The sequence below is a fragment of the Stenotrophomonas sp. STEN018 genome, assembly GCF_056760235.1.
Map to the genome: position 1 here is coordinate 19,068 of NZ_JBRREK010000015.1, position 24,214 is coordinate 43,281.

General features: G+C 64.0%; 27 protein-coding genes. 19 read left to right on the top strand and 8 right to left on the bottom strand.

The window, feature by feature from the left end:
* Window positions 1-10 precede the first annotated feature (10 nt).
* From ACVOMB_RS07960 to ACVOMB_RS07970, 3 genes are all read right to left on the bottom strand, one after another.
* A complete protein-coding gene (locus ACVOMB_RS07960; RefSeq protein WP_481530668.1) occupies window positions 11-1,030 on the bottom strand; it encodes a LacI family DNA-binding transcriptional regulator in 1,020 nt (339 codons plus the stop codon).
* A gap of 144 nt (window positions 1,031-1,174) precedes the next feature.
* Window positions 1,175-1,453 (bottom strand): BolA family protein, encoded by a 279-nt coding sequence (locus ACVOMB_RS07965; RefSeq protein WP_481530669.1) that lies wholly within the window; start codon window positions 1,451-1,453, stop codon window positions 1,175-1,177.
* Window positions 1,450-1,749, bottom strand: a complete 300-nt coding sequence (locus ACVOMB_RS07970; RefSeq protein WP_481530670.1) for a YciI family protein — start codon at window positions 1,747-1,749, stop codon at window positions 1,450-1,452. Before ACVOMB_RS07970 ends, ACVOMB_RS07965 begins: the two co-directional genes overlap by 4 nt.
* Window positions 1,750-2,100: 351 nt before the next feature.
* Between ACVOMB_RS07970 and ACVOMB_RS07975 the strand changes: the two genes are divergently transcribed.
* From ACVOMB_RS07975 to ACVOMB_RS07985, 3 genes are read left to right on the top strand one after another with little or no spacing between them, the layout of a single operon-like run.
* Window positions 2,101-2,997, top strand: a complete 897-nt coding sequence (locus tag ACVOMB_RS07975; RefSeq protein WP_481530671.1) for a segregation and condensation protein A — start codon at window positions 2,101-2,103, stop codon at window positions 2,995-2,997.
* Window positions 2,998-3,013: 16 nt separating this feature from the next.
* Window positions 3,014-3,865, top strand: coding sequence for an SMC-Scp complex subunit ScpB (gene scpB / locus ACVOMB_RS07980; protein ID WP_481530672.1), 852 nt, complete (start codon window positions 3,014-3,016; stop codon window positions 3,863-3,865).
* Window positions 3,858-5,510, top strand: a complete 1,653-nt coding sequence (locus ACVOMB_RS07985) for a pseudouridine synthase (protein ID WP_481530673.1) — start codon at window positions 3,858-3,860, stop codon at window positions 5,508-5,510. Before scpB ends, ACVOMB_RS07985 begins: the two co-directional genes overlap by 8 nt.
* Before the next feature lie 115 nt (window positions 5,511-5,625).
* Here ACVOMB_RS07985 and ACVOMB_RS07990 read toward each other — a convergent pair whose 3' ends face one another.
* The 5 genes from ACVOMB_RS07990 to ACVOMB_RS08010 all read right to left on the bottom strand — a co-directional run bounded on the left by ACVOMB_RS07990 (window position 5,626) and on the right by ACVOMB_RS08010 (window position 8,787).
* On the bottom strand, window positions 5,626-5,859 hold the full coding sequence (locus ACVOMB_RS07990) for a hypothetical protein (RefSeq protein WP_481530674.1): 234 nt from the start codon (window positions 5,857-5,859) through the stop codon (window positions 5,626-5,628).
* Between the two features lie 108 nt (window positions 5,860-5,967).
* Window positions 5,968-6,399: a hypothetical protein gene (locus tag ACVOMB_RS07995; protein ID WP_481530675.1), complete on the bottom strand. Its 432-nt coding sequence runs from the start codon at window positions 6,397-6,399 to the stop codon at window positions 5,968-5,970.
* Between the two features lie 92 nt (window positions 6,400-6,491).
* Window positions 6,492-7,307: an amidohydrolase gene (locus ACVOMB_RS08000; protein ID WP_481530725.1), complete on the bottom strand. Its 816-nt coding sequence runs from the start codon at window positions 7,305-7,307 to the stop codon at window positions 6,492-6,494.
* A gap of 5 nt (window positions 7,308-7,312) precedes the next feature.
* Window positions 7,313-7,624, bottom strand: coding sequence for a hypothetical protein (locus ACVOMB_RS08005; RefSeq protein ID WP_481530676.1), 312 nt, complete (start codon window positions 7,622-7,624; stop codon window positions 7,313-7,315).
* A gap of 14 nt (window positions 7,625-7,638) precedes the next feature.
* Window positions 7,639-8,787 (bottom strand): pyridoxal phosphate-dependent aminotransferase, encoded by a 1,149-nt coding sequence (locus ACVOMB_RS08010; protein ID WP_481515500.1) that lies wholly within the window; start codon window positions 8,785-8,787, stop codon window positions 7,639-7,641.
* Between the two features lie 182 nt (window positions 8,788-8,969).
* Here ACVOMB_RS08010 and ccmA point away from each other — a divergent pair, with 182 nt between their 5' ends.
* The 16 genes from ccmA (at window position 8,970) to ACVOMB_RS08090 (ending at window position 23,984) form a co-directional block, all read left to right on the top strand.
* A complete protein-coding gene (gene ccmA / locus ACVOMB_RS08015; RefSeq protein ID WP_481530677.1) occupies window positions 8,970-9,629 on the top strand; it encodes a heme ABC exporter ATP-binding protein CcmA in 660 nt (219 codons plus the stop codon).
* Complete coding sequence (gene ccmB / locus ACVOMB_RS08020) at window positions 9,626-10,321, top strand: heme exporter protein CcmB (protein ID WP_481512113.1); 696 nt, start codon at window positions 9,626-9,628, stop codon at window positions 10,319-10,321. The genes ccmA and ccmB overlap by 4 nt, the downstream gene beginning before the upstream one ends.
* Window positions 10,322-10,420: 99 nt before the next feature.
* Entirely contained in the window at window positions 10,421-11,053 is a 633-nt protein-coding gene (locus ACVOMB_RS08025) for a TetR/AcrR family transcriptional regulator (RefSeq protein ID WP_481530678.1), read from the top strand.
* 129 nt (window positions 11,054-11,182) lie between these two features.
* Window positions 11,183-12,226, top strand: a complete 1,044-nt coding sequence (locus ACVOMB_RS08030) for a DmsE family decaheme c-type cytochrome (RefSeq protein ID WP_481530679.1) — start codon at window positions 11,183-11,185, stop codon at window positions 12,224-12,226.
* A 54-nt stretch (window positions 12,227-12,280) separates the two neighbouring features.
* Window positions 12,281-14,770 (top strand): MtrB/PioB family outer membrane beta-barrel protein, encoded by a 2,490-nt coding sequence (locus tag ACVOMB_RS08035; protein WP_481530680.1) that lies wholly within the window; start codon window positions 12,281-12,283, stop codon window positions 14,768-14,770.
* Entirely contained in the window at window positions 14,767-15,525 is a 759-nt protein-coding gene (locus tag ACVOMB_RS08040; protein ID WP_481530681.1) for a c-type cytochrome, read from the top strand. Before ACVOMB_RS08035 ends, ACVOMB_RS08040 begins: the two co-directional genes overlap by 4 nt.
* Before the next feature lie 73 nt (window positions 15,526-15,598).
* On the top strand, window positions 15,599-16,051 hold the full coding sequence (gene azu / locus ACVOMB_RS08045) for an azurin (RefSeq protein WP_481530682.1): 453 nt from the start codon (window positions 15,599-15,601) through the stop codon (window positions 16,049-16,051).
* Between the two features lie 141 nt (window positions 16,052-16,192).
* Window positions 16,193-16,945, top strand: a complete 753-nt coding sequence (gene ccmC / locus ACVOMB_RS08050) for a heme ABC transporter permease CcmC (protein WP_481530683.1) — start codon at window positions 16,193-16,195, stop codon at window positions 16,943-16,945.
* Window positions 16,942-17,115, top strand: a complete 174-nt coding sequence (gene ccmD, locus ACVOMB_RS08055) for a heme exporter protein CcmD (RefSeq protein WP_481530684.1) — start codon at window positions 16,942-16,944, stop codon at window positions 17,113-17,115. The genes ccmC and ccmD overlap by 4 nt, the downstream gene beginning before the upstream one ends.
* Window positions 17,112-17,579: a cytochrome c maturation protein CcmE gene (ccmE, locus tag ACVOMB_RS08060; protein WP_481530685.1), complete on the top strand. Its 468-nt coding sequence runs from the start codon at window positions 17,112-17,114 to the stop codon at window positions 17,577-17,579. Before ccmD ends, ccmE begins: the two co-directional genes overlap by 4 nt.
* Window positions 17,580-19,514, top strand: a complete 1,935-nt coding sequence (locus tag ACVOMB_RS08065) for a heme lyase CcmF/NrfE family subunit (RefSeq protein WP_481530686.1) — start codon at window positions 17,580-17,582, stop codon at window positions 19,512-19,514. It begins immediately after the preceding gene.
* Window positions 19,511-20,137, top strand: a complete 627-nt coding sequence (locus tag ACVOMB_RS08070; RefSeq protein WP_481530687.1) for a DsbE family thiol:disulfide interchange protein — start codon at window positions 19,511-19,513, stop codon at window positions 20,135-20,137. The genes ACVOMB_RS08065 and ACVOMB_RS08070 overlap by 4 nt, the downstream gene beginning before the upstream one ends.
* Complete coding sequence (locus tag ACVOMB_RS08075; protein WP_481530688.1) at window positions 20,134-20,586, top strand: cytochrome c-type biogenesis protein; 453 nt, start codon at window positions 20,134-20,136, stop codon at window positions 20,584-20,586. The genes ACVOMB_RS08070 and ACVOMB_RS08075 overlap by 4 nt, the downstream gene beginning before the upstream one ends.
* Window positions 20,580-21,608: a tetratricopeptide repeat protein gene (locus ACVOMB_RS08080; protein ID WP_481530689.1), complete on the top strand. Its 1,029-nt coding sequence runs from the start codon at window positions 20,580-20,582 to the stop codon at window positions 21,606-21,608. Before ACVOMB_RS08075 ends, ACVOMB_RS08080 begins: the two co-directional genes overlap by 7 nt.
* 322 nt (window positions 21,609-21,930) lie before the next feature.
* Complete coding sequence (metX, locus tag ACVOMB_RS08085; RefSeq protein WP_481530690.1) at window positions 21,931-23,055, top strand: homoserine O-acetyltransferase MetX; 1,125 nt, start codon at window positions 21,931-21,933, stop codon at window positions 23,053-23,055.
* A 92-nt stretch (window positions 23,056-23,147) separates the two neighbouring features.
* Window positions 23,148-23,984 (top strand): DNA ligase, encoded by an 837-nt coding sequence (locus ACVOMB_RS08090; protein ID WP_481530691.1) that lies wholly within the window; start codon window positions 23,148-23,150, stop codon window positions 23,982-23,984.
* The last annotated feature ends 230 nt before the right edge of the window (window positions 23,985-24,214 follow it).

The window sequence follows — 24,214 nt, forward strand, 5'->3', positions numbered from 1 at the left end:
TATCGCCGGGTCAAGGGAAGTCGTTGGCGGCAGTGGAGTCGCGTACGACCAGGGTCGGAACCAGCGTTACGCCAGGTGCTGTCTGCGCCTGCCCGCTATCGATCATCTGCACCAGGTGCAGCATCGCCCGCTCGCCCAACTCGGCGATGCTGACCTGCATCGTTGTCAACGCAGGGTGAACAAAGCGCGCCAATGGAATGTCGTCAAAGCCTGCCAACGCCACTTGCGCAGGCACTTGCACGCCTGCCTGCGAGAACGCATACAAGCACCCCAAAGCCATCATGTCGTTGGCGGCGAACACCGCATCGGGCAGCTCAGAACCCGCCAGCAGCGCCAATCCGGCCTGGTGACCGGAGGCCTCGTCGAAGTTGCCTGACAGTTCGATGGCTTCTGCTTTTCCATCAAATGCCGCCATCGCCTCGCGGAAACCGAGCAGCCGTTGTTGTGCGTCATGGTTGTGTTCCGGCCCGCCGATGAAGGCGATACGGCGATGCCCACCTTCAAGCAAATGCCGGGTCATGCTCAGTGCACCGGAATAATCATCGATGCTGAAGACCGGGTACTGCGAATCGGCCAAAGGCGTATTGATCAATACCGTAGGCAGCGCAGGCGGCAGATTGTCGACCAGGAAATCGGAATCGCCGGCATAAGGCGACAGCACCAGCAGACCATCAACGCGTCCGCGCATCGCCTGCAATACCGAACCTTGTTGCTGCTGGTCACCGTGGTAGCTGGACACAAGCAGATGCCGACGATGGGCGCTGGCGACGCCGTCAATGCCTCGCATCAACTCAGAAAAGAACTCGCCGTACAGGTCGGGAAGCACCACACCGACTGTCTGGGTACTGCGGCTGCTCAGGCTGCGGGCGGCCGCATGCGGGGTGTAACGCAGCCGGCTGGCTACTTCCAACACCAGTTTGCGGACCGGCGCGGCGACGTTGTCATGGCCGTTGAGGGCGCGCGACACGGTTGCGACGGAGACATTCGCCTCACGGGCAACATCCTTGATCGTTATTGCCGACTTCGCCACTGACCTACCCACCGCAGTACAGGGTCGGGCGGACTGTAAACGTTTTCAACTGTACTTGTAAACCGTTCGTTAGCTCAATTTGACCTATCTGGACAACGCCTGTCCCGGCAGCTCTGGCGGAAGCCCCGCAGCGCCCCATCCCGTTCAACCTGCCTCGCCCAGTTCCTGCGGCGTCAGCGCCTTGATCGACAGCGCGTGGATATCTGTCTCCATCATCTCACCGAGTGCGGCGTACACCGCCCGATGCCGGGCAAGCGGCGCCTTGCCGGCGAAGGCATCGCTGACCACCATGACCTTGAAGTGGCCGCGCCCATCGCGGGCGCCGGCATGACCGGCGTGACGGTGGCTGTCATCCTTCACTTCCAGTTGCAGGGGCGCAAAAGCGGCCTGCAGGGCGGCCTGGATCCGTTCGACCCGGCTCATGGCAGCACCTTGCGGAACGGGCGCACTTCCACACGCGCATAGACGCCGGCTGCCACATACGGATCAGCATCGGCCCAGGCCCTCGCGGCAACCAGGTCCTCAAAGCTGGCAATCACCACGCTGCCACTGAAACCGGCCGGGCCGGGGTCTTCCGCGTCAATCGCAGGACAGGGACCGGCCAAAAGAAGTCGCCCCTGGTCATGCAATGTCTGCAATCGCGCCAGGTGCGCCGCCCGCGCCTGCAGCCGCGCCGCCAGTACATCCGCTCCGTCATAGCCCTCAATTACGTACCACACTGGCCTTTCTCCGCTTGTCTGCTGAATGGAAGGATGCCAAGTCTAGCGTCACAAGGCTGGACAGCGCCCTGCCCGGGCGATTACTCTTTAGTCCATTGCACGCAGTCGGCCAGTAGCCGCTCGGTGCGGTGGCAGGCCCAGACCTGCCACCCAACCACCGCAGCACATCACTTCCCGTACCGCGTAGACGACCTCCTCGTAATGACGCTACCGCTGATCCTGCGGCGCGTCTTGTTGTTCATATGTGGAAGCGCGCAGAACAAGCGCGAGTAGCTCGTAATACAGGGCTGGAATCCTCTCGGGCGGGAACCCGGGGTGTGCACAGTTCGCAATACCCCGAATGTCGACCTGATGACTTCCGAACTCGCGCACGACGCGAACCCGCCAGCGCAGCATCCCTTACCTCAGCAGCAGGAAATGCCGCTGGCGATGGTGCATGGCCAGCCGGTACTGCAGATTCCTCAGGATCTGTACATCCCACCGGATGCCCTGGAAGTCATTCTCGACGCCTTCGAGGGCCCGCTGGATCTACTGCTTTACCTGATCCGCCGGCAGAACCTGGACATCCTGGATATCCCGGTCGCCGAGATCACCAAGCAGTACGTGGAATACATCAACGTCATGCAGGAGCTGCGCTTCGAACTGGCGGCCGAATACCTGGTGATGGCGGCGATTCTTGCTGAAGTGAAATCGCGCATGTTGTTGCCGCGCCCACCCAGCATTGAAGGTGATGAAGCAGATCCGCGTGCCGAGCTGGTACGCCGCCTGCAGGAGTACGAACGTTTCAAGCAGGCTGCCGAAGATATCGACGACCTGCCCCGGCAGGACCGCGACACCAGCCTGGCGCACGCCTTCGTGCCGGAGCGGGTATTGGTCAAGGCACCGCCGCCGGTGGAACTGAAGGAAATGCTGTTGGCGCTGCACGATGTACTCAAGCGCGCCGAGCTGTTCAGCGGCCACGCGATCAAACGCGAAGCGCTGAGCGTGCGGCAGCGGATGGGCGAGGTACTCAGTCTGCTGGAAGGCGACAAGTTCTACCGTTTTGAAAGCCTGTTCACCGCCGAAGAAGGCAAGCTCGGCGTTCTGGTCACCTTCCTCGCGGTATTGGAACTGGCCAAGGAGCAACTGCTGGATCTTGTGCAGGAAGCCCCGCTCGCCCCGATTTACGTGAAGTCCCTGGCCACCGGCAACACCAACGCACCGCTGCAGTTTTCCAGCGAGTTCGATGACGCTGACACCACCGCCTGAGCAACCGACCCAACGCATGGATCAACCGCTGATCAACCGTATTGTCGAAGGTGCCCTGCTTGCTTCCAGCCAGCCGGTCACCTTGGCGCAGCTGCAGGGCCTGTTCCCCGAGGATGCGCCAGCACCGCCGGGCAGCATCGAGCGGGCGCTTGAACTGCTGCGCGAAGGCTGTGCAGGGCGCGGCGTGGAACTGACGGAAGTGGCCTCCGGCTACCGCTACCAGATCACCAGCGAAGTGCACGGCTGGGTGTCGCGGCTATGGACCGAGCGCAAGACCCGCTACACCCGTGCCACCCTGGAAACACTGGCCTTGATCGCCTACCGGCAGCCGATCACCCGTGGCGAGATTGAACAGGTGCGCGGCGTGGCGGTGAGCAGCAACATCATTCAAGCCTTGGAAGAGCGCGAGTGGATCCGGGTCATCGGCCACCGCGACGTGCCCGGCAAGCCGGCCCTGTTCGGCACCACCAAGGGCTTTCTGGATTACTTCGGGCTCAAGCGCCTGGACGAACTACCGCCACTGTCCGAACTGCGTGACATCGGCGAGCTGGAACCGCAATTACCGCTGGATGGCGACGGCCAACCAGCTGCCCCGCTTGCCGCTGGTGCCGCCTCGCCGCAAGGCCTGGATGCCGCCAACGACAGCGACCCCACACCCGTGGCTACGCCAGAATCCCCGGATTCGAACGCAGTCGCACCCAACACCGCCTTCACCGGCGAACCCGACGCCGCGCCGGGAGAGCGCGCGGCGGAAGTGGAACAAACTGAAAACAACGCCGTCGCGACGACGACCGTGGCTGTTGATGTAGCCGATTCCGAACCAGAGGCCGACGCGGAAAACGCCGGCCGGAGCCAAACAGATGAGTGACACCCCCCGTAAACCTTCGTTGAACAAGCTCTCGCTCAAGCGCGAAGCCGACACCGAACAGCAGCCCAAGCTCGAAGAGCGCCTGCACAAGGTGCTGGCGCAAGCCGGCCTGGGCTCGCGCCGTGCGCTGGAACAGCGCATCGCCGATGGCCTGGTCAAGGTCAACGGCGAAGTTGCCAAGACCGGCATGTCGATCAAGAGCGGCGACAAGATCGACCTCGACGGTCGCAGCTTCGTTGCCAGCGCGCTGACCGACCCGTCGCGCGTACTGATTTACAACAAGCCCGAAGGCGAAGTCACCACGCGTGACGATCCCGAAGGCCGCCCGACCGTATTCGAAGCACTGCCGCCGTTGAAGGGCGCACGCTGGATCGCCATCGGCCGCCTCGACATCAACACCACCGGCTTGCTGCTGGCTACCACCGACGGTGAACTCGCCAACGCGATGATGCACCCGTCGTTCGAAGTCGAGCGCGAGTACGTGGTGCGTGTGCGCGCACCGGAAGGCGAAGAGAAGGTCTCCGACGAGATCATCGAGCGCCTCGGCCGTGGCGTGCTGCTGGAAGACGGCGGCGCCAAGTTCGACGAAGTCGAGCGCATTGGCGGCACCGATTCGCACGACTGGTTCCGCGTGGTCGTCAAGGAAGGCCGCAACCGCGAAGTGCGCCGCCTGTGGGAATCGCAGGGCTGCCAGGTCAGCCGCCTGAAGCGCACCCGCTACGGCAAGATCGAGCTGCCGCGTGAACTGATGCGCGGCAAGTCGGTGGAACTGACCACCCAGCAGGTCGACGCACTGCGCGCCCAGCTGAAGCTGGAAGAAGGCACCCCCTCTGCACTGACCCTGCAGCCGGTGATCGGCCAGCGCAAGGCAGTCAAGACCACCCTGCGCGTGTCCCGCGAAGGCGGCCGCGGCAACGCCTACGTCAACGGCCACAACACCGCTGACGAAGGCCGCGAACTGCGTCGCTTCGATAACGTGCGCGAAGACCGCGGCGGCCGTGGCCGTGGCGGCAACAGCGGCGGCGGTTACCGCGGCGGCCTGACGGTCAGCGGCGAAGCCGCAGCCAAGCAGTCGCAGAAGCCGTTCAAGCAGCGCAAGCCCGCTGGCGACCGCAGCCTGCCGGACGGCAACCCGGCTGCGTTCCGCACCTGGTATGTGCCGGACGGTGTCAGCACCGGCCCGAGCGGCCACCGCAATGCAGGTCCGGGCGCAGCACGCGGCCCGGGCGGCAACCGTGGTCCGGGCCGTGGCCCGGCCGCCGACGGCCAGGCCCGCCCCTACGGCAAGCCGCGTCCGGGCGGCGCTCCAGGCGCCAGCCGTGGCGGCCCCAGCCAGGGTCGTCCGCAAGGCGCCGGCGGCCAGGGCGCAAGCCAGGGTCAAGGCCAGGGCCAACGCAAGCACCCTTACGGTCACCCGGGCAATGCCCCGAGCTTCCCCTCCGATCACGCCACCCCGAGCTACAGCCCGTACGGCGCACGCCCGGCCGGCGGCCGCCCGAGTGGCGGCAACCGCGGCCCAGGCGGCCCGGGTGGTCGTCCGTCAGGTGGCCCACGTCCGGGCGGCAACCGTCCAGGCGGCGCAGGCCGCCCGGGTGGCGGCGGTCGTCCCGGTGGCGGTGGCAACCGCGGTCCGCGCGGCGCCTGATAAATCCACTCTCAAGCCTCAGGCTTGAGTAGTGAGGTAACAAAAAAGCCCGACGCTATGCGTCGGGCTTTTTTCATCATCGCGGCAGATGTAACACCACGACTTTCAGACGGACTTAGTAGGCCTCGAGAGCAACTTCGTACTGGTTCAACAGATCCGAGCCGGAATGCGACGCGTAGGACGCGTAGTGAGCAGCGTTGTTCTGAGCCGCAACAAGGGGAGCCTGAGGGGCTGACGTGAACAACTCGTCGCCAACGACCACCAGCGACAGCTCGACACCATCGCCGCGCGATACCTCGTTGATGCCACGCGAAACGCCCCAGCGAGCGCCACCGCTGCTTCTATGCACTCCCTTCTCCCGCTAGCGGGAGAGAGGGCCTGCCTCGCGAAGGCGGGGGTGCCCCACAGGGGCGGATCAGGACGGACCTATGCTCTAAGACTCACCGCCACAAAAAAATCAGCGACGCTCGATTACGAACTTGCCGAAGCCAATACCCAGGCTCCAGCCACGGCCGGTTCCAGCCAAAGCAAGCGAAATGTCACCCTTTGTCATCGCCTGAGCATCAGTAGCACGCGAAGCACTGGCATGCACTTCAGCCGCCGCGTACGTACCCAACAAGTCGTTGAGCGAATACGCGCCGGTGAACTTGCCGCGGCCATCGGTGATGGTGGTCCGCCCCACTGTCAAACCACCACCTTTGGCGGTGATCTTGACCGGGATGCTGGCACCGTTGTCACAGGTAATCGTGCCGGTGCCGCTGGAGGTTTTGTAGAACGCCGACCAACCCGACAGGTTGTAATGCAGTTCGCAATCGATATTGCCCGCTGCCTGCGCTGCCGGCGCAATACCCAGCGCCACTACAACAGCCACTGCCATCATCTTCTTCATCGTGCATCCCCTACTTGATTGGAGCCAGCACCGAGACTGACAGCACCCCTGCACATTGCAAAGAGCTGGCAGACCCAGCGCGCGGCCGGCGTTCAGCGAACCACTACCGGGCCGCCCAAGGTAAACGCATCAGCATCCAGCATCGCCGGGAAGCGCTCACGATGTGCCGCCAGTGCCTGTGCCGAGATGGTGGTGGTAACCACCTGTTCGCGCTCGCGTATCTCCAGCTGCGGCTGACCGAGGAAGTCGATCACCGCGCTGTCACCGGAGTAGTGCAGACCATTGCCGTCCACGCCGATCCGATTCACCACGGCCACATAGCAGAGGTTTTCAATCGCACGCGCACGCGCCAAGGTCTGCCACGCGTATGCGCGCGCCGATGGCCAGTTGGCAACGAAGATCTGCAGGTCGAAATCCATCTGCCCCGCCCGCTCCACATCGAAGCGGTTGCGGCAGAACACCGGGAAACGCAGGTCGTAGCAGATCTGTGGATTGATCCGCCAACCCTTCCATTCCACACATAGCCGCTCGTTGCCGGCGGCATAACGCTTGTGCTCACCGCCAAAGCGGAACAGGTGACGCTTGTCGTAATAATGCAACTCGCCTTCAGGCGTAGCCCACAGCAGGCGGTTGTAGACGCTGCCATCCACCCGCAGCTGCACGCTGCCGGTTACTACCGCGCCCAGCACGCGTGCCTGTTCGACGATCCATGCAACGGTCGGGCCGTCCATGTCCTCGGCCTGATCAATCGCGTCGTTGGAAAAGCCACTGGTAAAGGTCTCCGGCAGTATCACCAGATCGGTGTTACCGGCCAGCGGCGCCAGCAGCGCACCGTAGTAATCGCGGTTACCCGCCGGGTCGTGCCAGCGGGTGTCGCCCTGCACCAGAGAAATACGCAGGTCCTGCATTGTCGTCATCGTCCTGTCAGCCATGAAGATAGAACAGCGCTGACCGCCACGGCAGCGCCGAGTACCGGCACCCACCACTGCAGTCGCGCAATCCAGCAATTAACCGGCTGGCGCCGCTCAACATCATCAAGCAGCGCCAGATACTCGCGGGTATAGCGGCCAAAGCTGCCACGAAACGCCAGGCGCCCCTCGTCCACCGACACTCCACGCGCGTGCAAACCGGGTTGAACCACGGAAAGGAACAGATAGCCTTTCACCGCAACCGCAAGCAGGAACGCGCCGAACGCCAACAGAAAAACGAGCAAACCAGTGTCCATGGTGGCTATGCGTGTCAGAGCGCGCGCAGGCGCTCGATAGCAGCATCCAGCGTCGCATCGTTCTTGGCGAAGCACAGCCGCACCAGACGCTGCCCAGCCGGCGGGGTTTCATAGAACGGCGACAGCGGAATCGCGGTAACTCCCTTCTCGATGGTCAGCCAGCGCACGAACTCATGGTCCGGCAGGTCGCTGATCGCCGAATAGTCGACCAGCTGGAAATAACCACCCGGCACCGGCAGCGGCTTCAAACGCGTGCCCAGCAGCTGCTCGCGGAAGCGGTCGCGCTTGCTCTGGTAGAACGCACCCAGCTCCAGGTGATGCTCGGGCTCATCGCGGATCATCGCGGCAAAACCATACTGCGCCGGGCTGTAAGTGGTGAAGGTGTTGTACTGATGCACCTTGCGGAACTCGGCCGTCATTGCCGGCGGCGCGATGGCATAGCCGATCTTCCAGCCGGTGCAGTGATAGGTCTTGCCGAAGCTCGAGATCACGAACGCACGTTCGCGCAGTTCCGGGTAACGCAATGCCGACTCGTGACGGGCGCCGTCATAGATGATGTGTTCGTACACTTCATCGGAGATCAGGTAGATGTCGGTGCCACGCAACACATCGGCCAACGCCTGCATGTCATCGGCAGTCAACATCGCGCCGGAGGGGTTGTGCGGCGTGTTGACCATCAACATGCGCGTCTTCGGGGTGATGGCCGCGCGCACGCGATCCCAATCCACCGCAAACGTCTGCGGGTCCAGCGGCACATGCACAGCGCGCGCACCGGCCAGATCGATCGCCGGCTCATAGCAGTCATAGGCCGGGTCCAGCACGATCACTTCCTCACCGGCCCGCACCACCGCGTGGATGGCATTGAAGATCGCTTCGGTGCCGCCGGAGGTGACGGTGATCTCGCTGTCCGGGTCGACCTGCGCGCCGTAGCAGTCCAGCGCCTTCTGCGCGATGGCCTGGCGCAGCGGTGCCACGCCGGTCATCGGCGCGTACTGGTTCAAGCCCTCACGCATGGCCTTGGCGGTTTCATCGATCAAGCGCTGCGGGGCGGAAAAGTCCGGAAAGCCCTGGCCAAGATTGACAGCGCCGTGCTCGGCGGCCAGCTGTGACATCACGGTAAAAATGGTGGTGCCCACCTTGGGCAACTTGGTCTGCGGATGCATTGGTAGGTACACGCCGGGGGAGAAAACACCGAGTGTACGCAAAGCCGGCAGTCTCGGCCTCCCAATCAACCGCCGGAACCGTGCCCGCGCGCCGCAGGACAGCCGCGGCCCGGCGCTATACTGCGCGCCCCGATGCGCTGCCCAGCCTGCGCCACCTCCCAAGGACGGAAGCGCCCGATCCGATGATTGAAACCGCGAACATCCCGCCGCTGCTCGACGCACACGGCCTGCGTTTCACCCGTAATGACGATCCGGTATTCGGGCCGCTGGACCTGCACGTGGATGCAGGCGAAGCGCTGTTGGTACAAGGGAGCAATGGCGCAGGCAAGACCACGCTGTTGCGCGTATTGGCCGGACTGCTGCGCCCGGACGAAGGCCGGATCGAGATCGACGGGCGGCCCGCCAACAGCGCGGATCGCTCCCGCTACATCGCCTACCTAAGCCACCTGACCGCACTCAAACAGGATCTGGGCTGTCTGGAAAACCTGCATTTCCTGTGTGGGCTGCAGGGCCGCCGCGCGCGGCAGATGCCGGGCAACGCCTTGGCCATCGTCGGCCTGGCCGGCTATGAGGACACCTTGGTACGGCAGTTGTCCGCCGGCCAGAAGAAGCGCCTGTCACTGGCCCGGATCTGGCTGTCACCGGCACCGATCTGGCTGCTCGACGAGCCCTACGCCAATCTTGACCTGGATGGGATAAATCTGGTCAACCGGATGATTTCCGCGCATCTGCGCGGCGGCGGCGGTGCACTGGTGACCACCCACGGTGCCTACGCGGCACCGCCGGTACGCAATCGCACCCTTACCCTGGCCAACCAGGCAGCGCAGGAGGACGCGGCATGAGTCTGCCCGGTCCGCAACCAACCCTGCTCTCCGCCGCCCGCGCCCTGCTGGCGCGCGACTTGAAGTTGTTGTGGCGTCGCCGCGGCGATGCCGCGCAGCCGATCCTGTTCGCACTGCTGGTGGTCGCCTTGTTCGCGCTGGCCCTGGGCGGCGCACCCAAGCTGCTGCAGAGCGTTGCTTCGGCGGTGCTGTGGCTGTCCATCCTGCTGGCCGGCCTGCTGTCGCTGGACACTTTGTTCCGCAGCGATGCCGAGGATGGCTCATTGGAACAATGGCTACTGTCGCCGGTGCCGTTGGCCTGGCTGGTCGCAGTGCGGGTGTTCTCACACTGGTTGACCACCGCGTTCCCGCTGGTGCTGGTCAGCCCGCTGCTGGCCGAACTGATGCACCTGCCACGCGAGCAGCTGCCGGTGCTGATCACCGCACTGGCGCTTGGCACGCCGTTGTTGAGCCTGCTCGGCGCGGTGGTCGCGGCCTTGACCGTGGGCATGCGTCGCGCCGGCATCCTGCTGGCGTTGCTGGTACTGCCGCTGTACGTGCCGGTACTGGTGTTCGGCGCCGGCGCGGTGGCAGCAGCGGCGCAGGGCTTTGATCCCAGTGGTGCGCTGCTGATGTTGGCGGCCGGCTTGCTGGTCAGCGCGGTGCTTGCCCCGCTGACCGCGGCAGCGGCAATCCGCATCGCCAACTCCTGAGCGCAAAACAGCGCTATTCTTGACGCTGACTTCACAAATCGAACCAAGCACATGGTTGAGCGGCCCCACACGGAAGTTCCGAGCGTAGACAAACCTACCTTGCCGCCCCGTCCCGTGGTCGAGCTGCAACGCCGTGGCGAGCTGCGCGTAGAAAAGTTTCTTGCAGCCGCCACTGAAGTCTTCAACGAAAAGGGTTATCAAGCCGCGCGACTGGCCGACATCGTCAAACGCGCGGGCGGCTCGATGGCCACCTTGTACCGCGCCTTTGGCGACAAGGAAGGCCTGATCCATGCCCTGATGGAGCAGAGCATCAATGATTTCGGCCGCAGCCTGGACACCTTGCTGCAGTCTCCGCTGCCACCGACCGAGGCCTTGGAAGAAGCCGCCAGCCAGATGGCCGAGGAGGTTCTTTCGCCCGCACGCCTGGCCTGCCATCGCGTGGTCATTTCCGAAGGCATGAACCAACCCGGGCTGCGCGATTGGTTCCATGCCCATGGCGTGGCACCGATGGAAGTGTTGCTCAGCCAATACTTCGCCCGCGAGACCGCAGCTGGGCGCATGTACATCGAAAACCCCGAACAAGCCGCGCATTTCTTCTACATGGTGGTGATCGGCGGCTTGATCCTGCGTTCGGTCAATGGCCGCGTGGTTGCCAGCGACCTGCCCCGGGCCCAGGAACAAGCCCGCGCGGCGGTACGCCTGTTCATGGCCGGCGCGCTCCCTCGAAACTGAACCCAAGCTTGCTGCAACGCAGCTTGAACTGTACCCAAGACACTCCCAGAATCGCGACGTAATCGCCATTACGTTCTGATTGCCCGCTGTCACCCACCTATCGGCAGGGACAGCGCAAAGGAGGGGGTCGTGCGGTTCTATCTTGCATTGCTGATGCTGATCGCAACCGCGATTCTGGTCTCCGTCGCGTGGCTGGCGCCAGTCAAGGCCAACGCCAACGGACAAGCCGTAAAGCTGCCCGAGACCCAGTTCGCCTCCACCCAAACCGGACACGGTTTCAATGCCCCGCCCGGCTTCGCCGACGCTGTGCCGGCGCGCAACAAGGCACACCCGGAGGCCAAACCGGTAGGCCAGCAGGTCTGCACTGCCTGCCACGGCAAAGAGAACGACAACTTTGCCCATACCGCGCATGCCGCTGGCATGCAGGTCGCACTGGCCGCCAATCCCAACACCGCAACCTGCGAGGCCTGCCACGGCCCCGGCTCGGTGCATGCGGCCAACCCGACCCAGAAGGGTTCGATCATTGCCTATACCCATGACGGCGGCACGCCGGTGGCGAACCAGACCGAGAGCTGCCTGGGTTGCCATTCCGGTGGCCCACGCGATGCATGGCTTGGCTCGGTGCATCAACGCAATGATCTTTCGTGCAGCGACTGCCACAACCCGATGGTCAAATTTTCGGCCGAAGGTTTGACCGCCAAGCAATCGGTCAGCGAAACCTGCGCTACCTGCCACAAGGACATCCGCCAGCAGTTCAACCGCCGCTCGCATATGCCGCTACCCGAAGGCGCGATCAGCTGCGTGGATTGCCACAACCCGCACGGTACGCTCAACCCCACCCTGCTAAAGACCGACACGGTCAACGAAACCTGTTACCAATGCCACGCCGAGAAACGCGGCCCGTTCCTGTTCGAGCACGCGCCAGTGCGCGAGAGCTGCCTGAACTGCCATCAGGTGCACGGCTCAAACCAGCACGCACTGCTGGTCGCACCGATCCCGATGTTGTGCCAGCAGTGCCACTCACATACCCGCCACCCCAACGACCTGCAGACCGAAACCTCCCTGGGCAACGGGCTGACAGCTGATGAGCGCTTGATGGGCCGCGGCTGCATCACCTGCCACGCCCAGGTCCACGGCTCCAATCACCCTTCCGGCCCACGTCTGCACAAGTAGAGGGAGAACGGCATGTGCACACGGAATCGTTCAAGGAACCGCCGCTGCTCACTGTTGTCCCTGGCCATGATCGCCGGCCTCGCCCAGGCCCAGGACAGCGGCGCCGGTATCGACCTGCAGTTCGGCAACTGGCTGGACCCCAGCGGCCGGATCGGCTGGGAAGGTTGTGACCCAGAAGGCGGCAGCTGGCTGAGCGCCGAACCCAAGCGCACCCCCACCGGCTTTCTATATGGCTGCGCACCGCGGATGGCCGAAGCAAAGCCGCTGGGCGAGAGCGGCTGGAGCTGGTCAGGAAGTGCCGCCCTCGGCTACCTGCATGTCAACGGCGACACCCGAAACAGCAACTGGCGGCGCTTCCGCGATGCGGACGACGGAGTGATCCTGCAGGCCGACTTCAGCCTGCGCCGGGCCAGCGACGGCAGCTACGCCGATGTGCGCATGAGCCATCTGGATCGGGACAACCAATACCTGCGCGCGGTATTTGGCCAAGCCGGCCGCTACAAGGTCCAGGCCTTCGTGCGCAGCACGCCAAATGTACTCAGCGGCAACGCGCGCTCGATCTGGGATGGCGTGGGCAGCTCACATCTGACTCTGAAGCCGGGCCTGAGCGCTGCCGGCAGCAGCGCAGCGCAGGTGGCTGCGCTATCCGCGGCCCAGCCTTTCACCAGTTTGAGCGTGGTCCGCGACAAAGTTGGTGTGAGCATCAACTACCTGCTCAACCCGCGTTGGAGTGGCTATGCCAGCCTCAGCCACGAGGAGCGCAGCGGCGCAAGGCCGTTCGGCGGTCCGTTCTTCTTCAACTATCCGTTCCCGGCCAATGGCGGCATCTATGAGATTCCGCGCCCCATCGATGACAGCACGCTCAACTTCATGGGTGGCTTCCGCTTTGTCGGCAACGTCTGGCGCACCGACTTCAACTACACCGGTTCGTTTTTCCGCAATGCGCACAGTTCCTACGACTATCAGGTGCCTTACGGTCTGTACTCGGTGGCCGGTGCGTACACGCCGCCGCTTACGCAGGGTTCGTTCGCCTACGAGCCCGAGAACGACTACCACCGCCTCGGCGCCACCTTCGGTCGCAAGCTGCCGTCCTGGAATGGTGACTTCTCGGTAAACATGGCGCTGACCACGATGCGCCAGAACGACAAACTGCTGGCCCCGATGGATTGCCAGGGCCAGTTCGGGCAAGCGCTGGCGCCGCCCTTCATCTACGACTGCGCCAACTGGAACACCACCGATGCGCTGTCGCGCAAACGCGCCGGTTTGGCCATCAACAACCAGAAGCTGGATGCGCGACTGGTGCTGATGCCGAACGACGATGTCACCTGGCGCAACACCGCACGCTACCTGCGCGAGGACTACAGCGGCACCTACTGGGCCTACAACCCACTCACCGATCAATACGGTTACATCGCCGAGAACGGCGCCCAAGGCAGCGTGGTTCCGGGTGAAATGGGCGTGTGGGATCGCGGACCGAATGCCTCGGTGCTCACCCGCATTCGCAACCTGCCATTGGACAAGGAAACCCGCGAGATCTCGACCGGCGCGGATTTCCGCAGCAGCAACAAGAACACCTTGTCGGCCAGTTACACCTATACCGCCATCGAACGCGCACACCGCGAAGTCGCCACCACCCACGACAACCTGCTCAAGCTTGGCTGGAACAACCGCGCGCTCAACTGGCTCACCTTCCGCGCCAACTATTCCTATCTGGACCGCAGCGGCAGCAAGTACTACTACGATCCCTACGAGTTCACCTTCTCCAGCTCCCTGCCCGGCTTCGTCGAGCCTGCAGGTGGGTTGAGCCCGCATACAGTCTCCAACCTGCGCAAATACGACATCGCTTCGCGGACCCAGCAGAAGCTCGACCTGATGGCCACCTTCATCCTGCCGCACGACATGACCGTCTATGCCTCGCTGCGCGGCGACCGCAACCGCTATGACGCACAGATTGGCCGGCAGCGCTTCGATACCTATGCCGGCAGCGTGCAATGGGAATGGCAACCCAACCCCGATACCACCGCCAGCGCCTGGTACGGGCATGACCGCTCCACCCTGGTGTTTGCCAATGTCAACGATGCCGTCGGCTCCGACCCTGAGCTCGGCGGCCCCACTTATCCCGATGCCAACCGCTGGTGGATGGACGATGCGCAACGCAATCACTATGCCGGGCTGAACTTCACCCGCCGGCTTGGCCGCGCCACCCTGGATCTGGCCTGGAACTGGACCTATTCGAGCGGCAAGACCAGCTACCGGATGAACTCACCGGCCGCCCTGACCACGCCCGCCAACGCGCCGCTGACCACCGGCAGCTATCCAATGATGGTGTACCGGGTAAATTCAGTAACTGCCGGCTTGTCGCTGCCGCTGAACAAACGCATGCGCCTGCGCCTGTTTGATACCTATGAACGCGGCAATCTGTCGGACTGGCACTACTTCGGCTTCGAAGACACCCTGGTCTACGACCATCGCGTCTATACCGATGGCGGCCCGTCCAGTTACAACGTCAATCTTGTCGGCATGCTGTTCGAGGTGGCCTTATGAAGGCGCTCTGGTTGATCGCCGCGCTAGCGGCCACCTCGCAGGCCGACCCACCGACGGTGCCCGATGCCGCACCTGCAGAAAACGGCAGCAGTGCAAGCGCCGCGCCCACGCCACCTGCCCGCTACGACCTGCGCACAGCGCATGCACCGAGCGGCGACGCCCAGGCAGGCAAAAGCAAATCCGAGGTCTGCGCCGCCTGCCATGGTGCCGACGGCATCGCCATTACTCCGGCATTTCCGAACCTTGCCGGGCAGAAGCAAAGCTATCTGTACTGGATACTGCAGGCCTACAAGAGCGGGCGCATGCCCGAATCCCCGATGACCGCGATGGCCGCAGCACTGGAAGAACAGGACATCCGCGACCTATCCGCTTACTACGCCAACCTGCCAGTGCCACCAGCTGACCCCAGTGCACCACCCATCGACCTCGACCCTGCCCTGCTCGGCCAAGGACAGGCTATCTATATGGGCGGCGACAGCAGCAAGGGCATCCCCCCCTGCCAAGGCTGTCACGGTGCCGATGGACGCGGCAATCCGCAGGCGGCGTTTGTCGACCGCAGCGGACGCACACCCTACGCCGCCTACCCCGCCTTGCGTGGGCAACAGGATGACTATCTGCAGACCCGCCTGCAGCAATTCCACGATGATGCCATCGATGCCTCCAGCAACAGCCGGACCATGCACGGCATCGGTCAGCGACTGGATGCGGACAGCATCAAGGCGGTGTCCACCTGGCTTTCATCGCTCAAGCAATAAGAACCTCTCCGCACGCCATAGCCCGGCGTGTTTCCGTAATCCTGCTGAAGAATTCACCGATGAGGAGTCACCCATGAAATCCCGAATCTTCCTTGCCCTGCTGCTGATCGGCACTGCGTCCTCCGCCTACGCCGCAGACACCTGCTCGGTCAGCCTGGAAGGCAACGATGCGATGAAGTTCAACGCCACCAACATCGACGTACCCAAGAGCTGCGCAAACTTCACCATCAACCTCAAGCACGCCGGCAAGATGGCCAAGAACATCATGGGCCACAACGTGGTGGTGGCCAAAACCGCCGACATGGCCGGCATCGACAGCGACGGCATGAAGGCCGGACTGGCAGCGGACTACATCAAGGCCGGCGACAGCCGCGTCATCGCCCATAGCAAGGTGGTGGGCGGCGGCGAAACCACCTCCATTTCCATACCGGTCGCCCGCCTCAACGCCGCAGCCGCGCCGTTGTCGTTCTTCTGCAGCTTCCCGGGCCACGCCTCGATGATGAAGGGCACGCTCACCCTCAAGTAAGCCGCGCTGTCCCCGCCGGTTTTCCGAAATTGCGGTATCGTGCGCTAGTCTGAAAACAGCAACGGTGGTGCAACCCGCACCGCCCAGCCGGTTGGGCCGTTGATCGCGGCCTGGTCATCGTCTTCCTCAGCGAGCGAGCGGATGTTCAAAGGTTTAGTTGGTTGGTTTCACAAGCTGGGCTCACCGCCTTACTTCGACACCTTCGCCGCCCGTTGGTCCACCTGGTGTTACATCGCCGCGCTGCCGCTGTTCGGTTTTGGCCTGTGGCAGGCACTTGCAGTGGTGCCGGCTGACTACCAGCAAGGCGACAGCTTCCGCATCCTGTACATCCACGTGCCGTCAGCGTGGATGAGCCTGTTCGTATTCGGACTGATGGCCTTCTACAGCGCTATCGCGCTGATCTGGCGGATCAAACTGTGCGAGATCCTGGCCATGGCCTGCGCGCCCATCGGCGCCGCATTCACTCTGATCACACTGCTCACCGGCAGCATCTGGGGCAAGCCGATGTGGGGCACCTGGTGGGATTGGGACCCGCGCCTGACCACTGAACTGATCCTGCTGTTCATGTACCTGGGCGTGATGGGGTTGTACGGCGCCATCGATGACCGCCGCGCCGCCGCCCGCGCCGCCGGCCTGCTGGCAATCGTCGGCGTGGTGATGCTGCCGATCATCCGCTACTCGGTGGTGTGGTGGAACTCGCTGCACCAGGGCCAGACCATCCGCGTGTTCGGCGACTCCAGCATGGACAGCAGCATGATCCTGCCGCTGTGGATCATGGTGCTGGCCACCAAGTTCTGGTTCGTTGGATCACTGTTGTCGCGCGCGCGTGCCGACAACCTGCGCCGCGAAGTCGGCAAGGCCTGGCTGCGCGAGAGGCTGGAGAAATCGGCATGACCTATTTCAAATACGTCGCACTGGCCTATGCAGTGTTCTTCATCGTGCTGGCCTGGGACTTCATCGTGCCGCGCCTGCAGATCCGCCAGCAATTGCGCGAGGCGCGCGCACGCATCAACCGCGCCAGCCGCAGCGGCGCAGCGCCGGTTGACGAGGAACTGAGCCGATGAGCCCGACCCAGCGCCGTCGGCTGTTGTGGGTTCTGCTGGCGCTACTGGTAGCCGGCGCCGCCGTCGCCCTGGTCAGCACCGCCTTGCAGCGCAACATCGCCTATCTGTACACGCCGGCCGAGGTCAAAGCTGGCAAGGTCGCTCCGGACGCGCGCTTCCGGCTGGGCGGCATGGTGGCCAAGGGTTCGTTCAAGCGCGAACCCGGTGCGCTGCTGGCGCGCTTCGAGGTCACCGACGGTGACGCAATGCTGCCTGTTACCTACGACCGCATCCTGCCCGACCTGTTCCGCGAAGGTCAGGCGGTGGTCGCCACCGGGCGTATGGCCAACGGCGTATTCGTCGCCGAAGACGTGCTCGCCAAACACGACGAGACCTATATGCCCAAGGAGCTGGCCGACAAGATGGGCGTGGCGCACGACAAGCATCAGGTCCCGGCCACCACCCCAACTACGGAAACGCCCTGAGTGCTCGGTGAAATCGGACAGGTATTACTGATCCTCGCCCTGCTGGCAGCCCTGCTGCAAAGCGTCCTGCCACTTGTCGGCGCCCAGCGTGGCATCCCGGCACTTACCGCGATCGCACGCCCGGCGGCGATGCTGCAGCTGACCATGGTGCTGGCGGCCTTCGTGGTGCTGACGATTGCCTTCGTCCGCCAGGATTTTTCGCTGCGCTATGTCGCCGACAACTCCAATTCGCTGCTGCCGATGATCTACCGCTATTCGGCGGTGTGGGGCGCGCACGAAGGTTCGTTGCTGATGTGGTCCCTGGTGCTGGCACTGTGGACCGCCGCGGTTGCCGCGTTCTCGCGGCAGCTGCCGCCCGAGGTGATGGCGCGGGTGCTGGCAGTGATGGGCATGATCAGCGTCGGCTTCCTCGCCTTCCTGCTGTTCACCTCCAATCCGTTCGCGCGTCTGCTGCCGGCACCGAGCGAAGGTCACGACCTGAACCCGCTGCTGCAGGATCCGGGGCTGATCATCCACCCGCCCCTGCTGTATCTGGGCTACGTCGGCTTCGCGGTGCCGTTCGCCTTCGCCATTGCGGCCTTGATCGATGGCCGCATCGACGTGCGCTGGCTGCGCTGGACCCGGCCGTGGACCAATGCGGCCTGGGGCTTCCTGACCATCGGCATCGCGCTGGGCAGCTGGTGGGCGTACTACGAGCTGGGCTGGGGCGGCTGGTGGTTCTGGGACCCGGTGGAGAACGCCAGCTTCATGCCGTGGTTGGTCGGCGCCGCCCTGCTGCACTCGCAAGCCGCCACCGAAAAGCGCGGCGTGTTTGTCGGCTGGACCCTGCTGCTGGCGATCGCAGCGTTCGCGTTGTCCTTGCTTGGCACCTTCCTGGTGCGCTCGGGCGTGCTGACCAGCGTGCACTCGTTTGCCGCCGATCCTTCACGCGGCCTGTTCATCCTGATCTTCCTTGGCATTGTGGTTGGAGGCTCGCTGCTGCTCTATGCAATCCGTGCACCCGGCATCGGCGGCAACAGCGCCGATCCGCGCCGCGCATTTGCACTCAACTCACGCGAAAGCCTGTTGCTGGCCAACAATCTGCTGCTCAGCTGCGCCTGCGCCATGGTGCTGCTCGGCACCTTGTATCCGCTGCTGGCCGATGCGCTGGATCTGGGCAAGGTTTCGGTGGGCCCGCCGTACTTCGGCACCCTGTTCGTGTTGTTGATGGCACCGATGATCGTGCTGCTGCCGTTTGGCCCGCTCAGCCGCTGGCAGCGCGAGCAAGGCCTGCGCACGCTGGCGCTACTCGCGCCGTGGGCTGGTTTGGCAGTGGTGCTGGGCATCCTCGGCTGGTGGATGGCACCGCAGGGCAGGTTCAAGACCGGCATCGGTATTGCAGGTGCTGTATGGGTAGCTGGCGGCACCGGCTATTACCTGTGGACGCGGCTGCGCAAGAACGGTCGGCTCAATGCCGAAAGCTGGGGCATGCTGATCGCCCACTTCGGGGTCGCCGTGTTCCTGGTCGGCGCCTTGCTGGTGGAAGCCCTGCATGTGCAGCACGAAGTCGCACTGGCGCCGGGCAAATCCATCGACGCTGGCGGCTATACGCTGCTGTTTGAAGGTGTGGATGCTACCGACGGCCCCAACTACCACTCCGACCGCGGGCACCTGCAGGTATTGCGCGGTGACACCTTGATCACCCGCCTGCACCCGGAAAAACGCATGTACGCCAGCGGCGGCCAACCAATGACCGAAGCCGGCATCCACCCCGCCCTGGGTGGCGATATCTACGTGGCACTGGGAGAATCACTGGGCGACGGCTCCTGGGCCGTGCGCGTACAGATCAAACCTTTTGTCCGCTGGATCTGGTTGGGCGCGGCGCTGATGGCGCTGGGCGGTTTCATTACCGCCGTCGACCGCCGTTTCCGCCGGCTGCCTGAGAAATCGAAATGAATAGTCCCTCGCCCGAATCCAAAACCAAGCATCGCCTGCCGCCAGTCGCCATCGTCCTCGGCGCACTGTTCTTCCTCGGCCTGATGGGTTTGATGCTGTACGGCGTAAGCCGCTCCGGCAAGCCCGATCGCGACAGCCTGCCCTCGGCGCTGATCAACAAGCCGGCCCCGGCCTTCTCCCTGCCGGTGCTGCATGACCCCAGCGTGCATGTCACCGACAAGCAGCTGCGCGGTGCCCCCTACCTGCTCAACGTCTGGGGCAGCTGGTGCCCGACCTGCCGCGATGAACACCCCATCCTCACCCGCTTCGCAGAGACCAAGCGCGTGCGCGTGGTCGGCTACAACTGGAAGGACGAACCCAGCGAAGCACTGCGCTGGCTGGAGCAGCTGGGCAACCCGTACATGGTGGTGCTGGCCGATCAGGAAGGCCGCACCGCGCTGGACTGGGGCATCGCCGCCGCACCGGAAACCTTCCTGGTCGATGGCAGCGGCATTGTGCGCTGGAAGTACAGCGGCGCCCTCACCCAGCAGGTCATGGACGAACAGCTGATTCCGGCGCTGGAGAAAGTGGAGGCCGCCGCCGGTGGCAGGCACGGCGCACCGGACTTCGGAGCCACCCGATGAAGGTCTGGGCTGGTGTGTTGCTGTGGCTGTGCCTGGCCTTCGCGGCCAGCGCGCAGCCGGCCGGCGACCCCAGCCCATTGCAGTACCGCGATCGTGCCGAGGAAGTGCGCTTCCACGCACTGACCGCCGAGCTACGTTGCGTGCAATGCCAGAACCAATCGCTGGCCGACTCCAACGCGCAGATCGCCCACGACCTGCGCCGCGAAGTGCTCAAGCTGATGCACGAAGGCCGCAGCGACACCGAGATCAAGCAGTTCCTGGTCGATCGCTACGGCGAATTCGTGCTGTACCGCCCGCAGCTGGAAGCCGGCACCGCGCTGCTCTGGTTTGGCCCCGGCCTGCTGTTGCTGGCCGGCGCCGTGCTGTTGGTCGTGTATGTGCGGCGACGTGGCCGCGCCGTTCCCGTTGCCAGCAATGACGACGCCAGTCAGGAAGAACGCGAATGGTAAATGCTGGCTTCCTGGCAGGCGCTGCAGTACTGGCGGTAGTAGCCACCGGCATCACCTTGTGGCCGCTGTGGCGCGCCGGCAAACGACGGATCTGGGGTAGCCTGGTTGCGATGGCGCTGGTCGCTACGCTGGGCCTGTACCAGTTGCTGGGCACCCCGGCAGCGATGCAGCCGCAGCCCGAAGCCGCCGCCGCACCGCAGACCATCGAGGAAGGTATTGCCCAACTGCAGGCCGCCTTGAAGCAGAACCCCGAACGCGTCGACGGCTGGGTGCTGCTGGCCCGCTCGCAACTGGAGATCGGCAAGGTCGCCGATGCCGCTACGGCCTACCAGCGCGCCGCACAGTTGGCGCCCGACGAACCCGGCCTGCTGCTCGAAGCCGCACAGACCCGCGCCCAGGCCGACCCCAAGTTCCTGTTCGACGAAACCGCCCAGCAATGGCTTGCCCACGCCCGCCAGATTGCACCGGACAACGAACGGGTGATCTGGCTGAGCGGCATCGTGCAGCGTCAGCAAGGCCAGAACGAACAGGCCGCGCAGACCTGGGAGAGCCTGCTGCCACGACTGGAGCCCGCGGCTGCCACCGCGCTGCAGGAACAGATCGATATCGCCCGTGGCAAGACTCCGGGCACCACTACCGGCAGCGCCCCGGCAACAGCAGCGGCGGCGGCAGCGCCCAGCAGCTCAGGCATCACCATAACGGTGACGCTCGCACCGGCTTTGGCCGCGCGCGCCACCTCGGGCAAGGAAACCATCTTCGTCATCGCGCGTGTTCCCGGCGGTCCGCCGATGCCGGTCGCCGTCGAGCGTCACCCTGCGCAGACAGCGCCACTGACCGTCACCCTCGACGATGGCGACAGCCCAATGCCCACCCAGAAGCTGTCAGCCCTGCCGGAAGTGGAAGTGTTCGCCCGCCTGTCCGCCAGCGGCACCGCCATGCGCGGCGAAGGCGATGTCGAGTCGGCACCGATCAAGATCAAGCTGCCGACTGATAAGCCGTTGACGATCACGCTGGGTCAATAGCGCGCTGCAAGCTGTCTTGTGGGAGCGGCGTAAGCCGCGAAGCGAGCACATCCATCAGATAACACAGATGCCATGTGCTCAAGCAATGTCAGCTTCGCGGCTTACGCCGCTCCCACAAAAGGCAGAAGCCGGCTCGCGACATCGCTGTTGCCCGGGTAAGCACAGCGCATCCGGGGCTGATCGCGCATGGCAGGAATCACCATCGGAACACTGCTTCCCGGCGCGCTGCGCTCTCCCGGCCGCAGCGCACCAGCAATACCCAAATAACCACTGGTTATCATCCATGCGAAGATGCGCCCGGCATCCCCGCTAAAATTGGCCGATGACTGAATTCATTCCTGATGGCAGCCGTTTCCATGCGCTGTCCTCGCCGTTCCCGATGAAACGCGGCGGCAGCCTGATCGGCGCCCATGTCGCCTACGAAACCTGGGGCACGCTGGCCGCCGATGCCAGCAACGCCATCCTGATCGTCACCGGCCTGTCGCCCGATGCGCACGCCGCCAGCAATGCCGGCAACCCGGCCAATGGCTGGTGGGAACCTATGCTCGGCCCCGGCAAACCGATTGATACCAATCGCTGGTTCGTCATCTGCGTCAATTCGCTGGGCAGCTGCAAAGGTTCTACCGGTCCAGCTTCGCTGGATCCGGCTACCGGCAAGACCTACCGACTGTCCTTCCCGGAGTTGTCGATTGAAGACGTGGCCAATGCCGCCGCTGAGGTCGTGCGCGCACTCGGCATCAAGCAGCTGGCCTGCCTGATCGGCAACTCGATGGGGGGCATGACTGCCCTGGCCGTGTTGCTGCAACACCCCGGCATCGCCCGCAGCCATATCAACATCTCCGGCAGCGCCCGCGCCCTGCCGTTCTCGATCGCCATCCGCTCACTGCAACGAGAGGCCATCCGCCTCGACCCGGCATGGAACAACGGCGACTACGACGAGCTGCATTACCCCGAGTCGGGCATGCGCATGGCGCGCAAGCTCGGCGTCATCACCTATCGCTCGGCGCTGGAATGGGACGGCCGTTTCGGCCGCGTGCGGCTGGACTCGGACCAGACCGACGAAGATCCGTTCGGCCTCGAATTCCAGGTAGAGAGCTACCTGGAGGGCCACGCCCGCCGCTTCGTGCGCCACTTCGACCCGAACTGCTATCTTTACCTCGGCCGCTCGATGGACTGGTTCGACCTGGCCGAGTACGCCGATGGCGATGTACTGGCCGGGCTGGCGAAGATCCGGGTTGAACGTGCGCTCGCCATCGGTGCCAATACGGACATCCTGTTCCCGGTGGAGCAGCAGCAACAGATCGCCGACGGACTGCGCGCAGGCGGTGCGGACACCCAGTTCATCGGTATGGATTCGCCGCAGGGCCATGACGCGTTTCTGGTTGATTACGACCGTTTCGGTCCCGCCGTAGCGCAGTTCCTGCAGACACTGCCGACAGGCGCGTAAACATTGCGCCGACCTTCAATGCAGGTGGCCGCTGATGGCTGCCTGCATGCGCCGCACAGCACCCTTGGGCCTCCAACAACTGGAGGCTGGTCATGCCGCGCCTGCTCGTGCTTCTGCTGTTCTTCCTGTGCGGCTCGCTCAACGCAGCGCTCGCTGCCTCACCACCGTTGATGCTGGCCAGCAGCTGGCAGGACGGACCGGATGTATCGCAGTATCTGGTCAGCGAGAAGCTTGATGGTGTGCGCGCACGCTGGGATGGCCACGCACTCTGGACCCGTGCCGGCCACCGCATCGCGGCCCCCTTTTGGTTTACCCAAGGCTGGCCCAAGCAGCTGATCGACGGCGAGTTGTGGGTGGCACGCGGTCAGTTCGAAGCCACCAGCGCACTGACCCGCAGCACCTCGCCCGACGAGGCACAGTGGCGCAAACTGCGCTTCATGGCCTTCGACCTACCCAGCGCCACAGGCGGCTTTGCCCGGCGCCACGACCAACTGAGCCGGATAGTCGCCAATCAGCCAAGCCCCTATCTCTTCGCCATAGAACAACGCCGCCTGCCCGATACGGAAAGCCTGCATCGCCATCTTCGCAGCATCGTACAAGCCGGCGGCGAAGGCGTGATGCTTCATCACCAAGACAATCGTTACAGCGCCGGCCGCAGCAACGGTCTGTTCAAACTCAAGCTGCATGACGACGCCGAAGCGCGTGTGATCGGCTACGTCCCCGGCAAGGGGAAATACACCGGCCTGGTTGGCGCGCTGTTGATGCGCACCGACAGCGGCGCACAGTTCCGCATCGGCAGCGGCCTGAGTGATGCGCAGCGCGCCGATCCACCGCCGATTGGAAGCAACATCACCTACCGCTACAACGGCCTGACCGTGCACGGGTTACCACGTTTTCCGCGCTTCCTGCGGGTTCGTGACGAGCCTTGAACGGGCTCGATTCAGCTGTAGTGTTACACACAAGAAATGACCGATGCAGCCGGCTTTTTTGTGGGAGCGGCGTAAGCAGCGAAGCTGACAATGTTGAAGGTCTTGGCATCTTTGCAATCTGATGAAGCCTCTGCTTCGCGGCTTACGCCGCTCCCACAAAAATAGCCCCTATGCAGAAAAATGGCTTCACAGCCCCTCACGTTTGCGCTGCAATAGCGACAACAAACGGG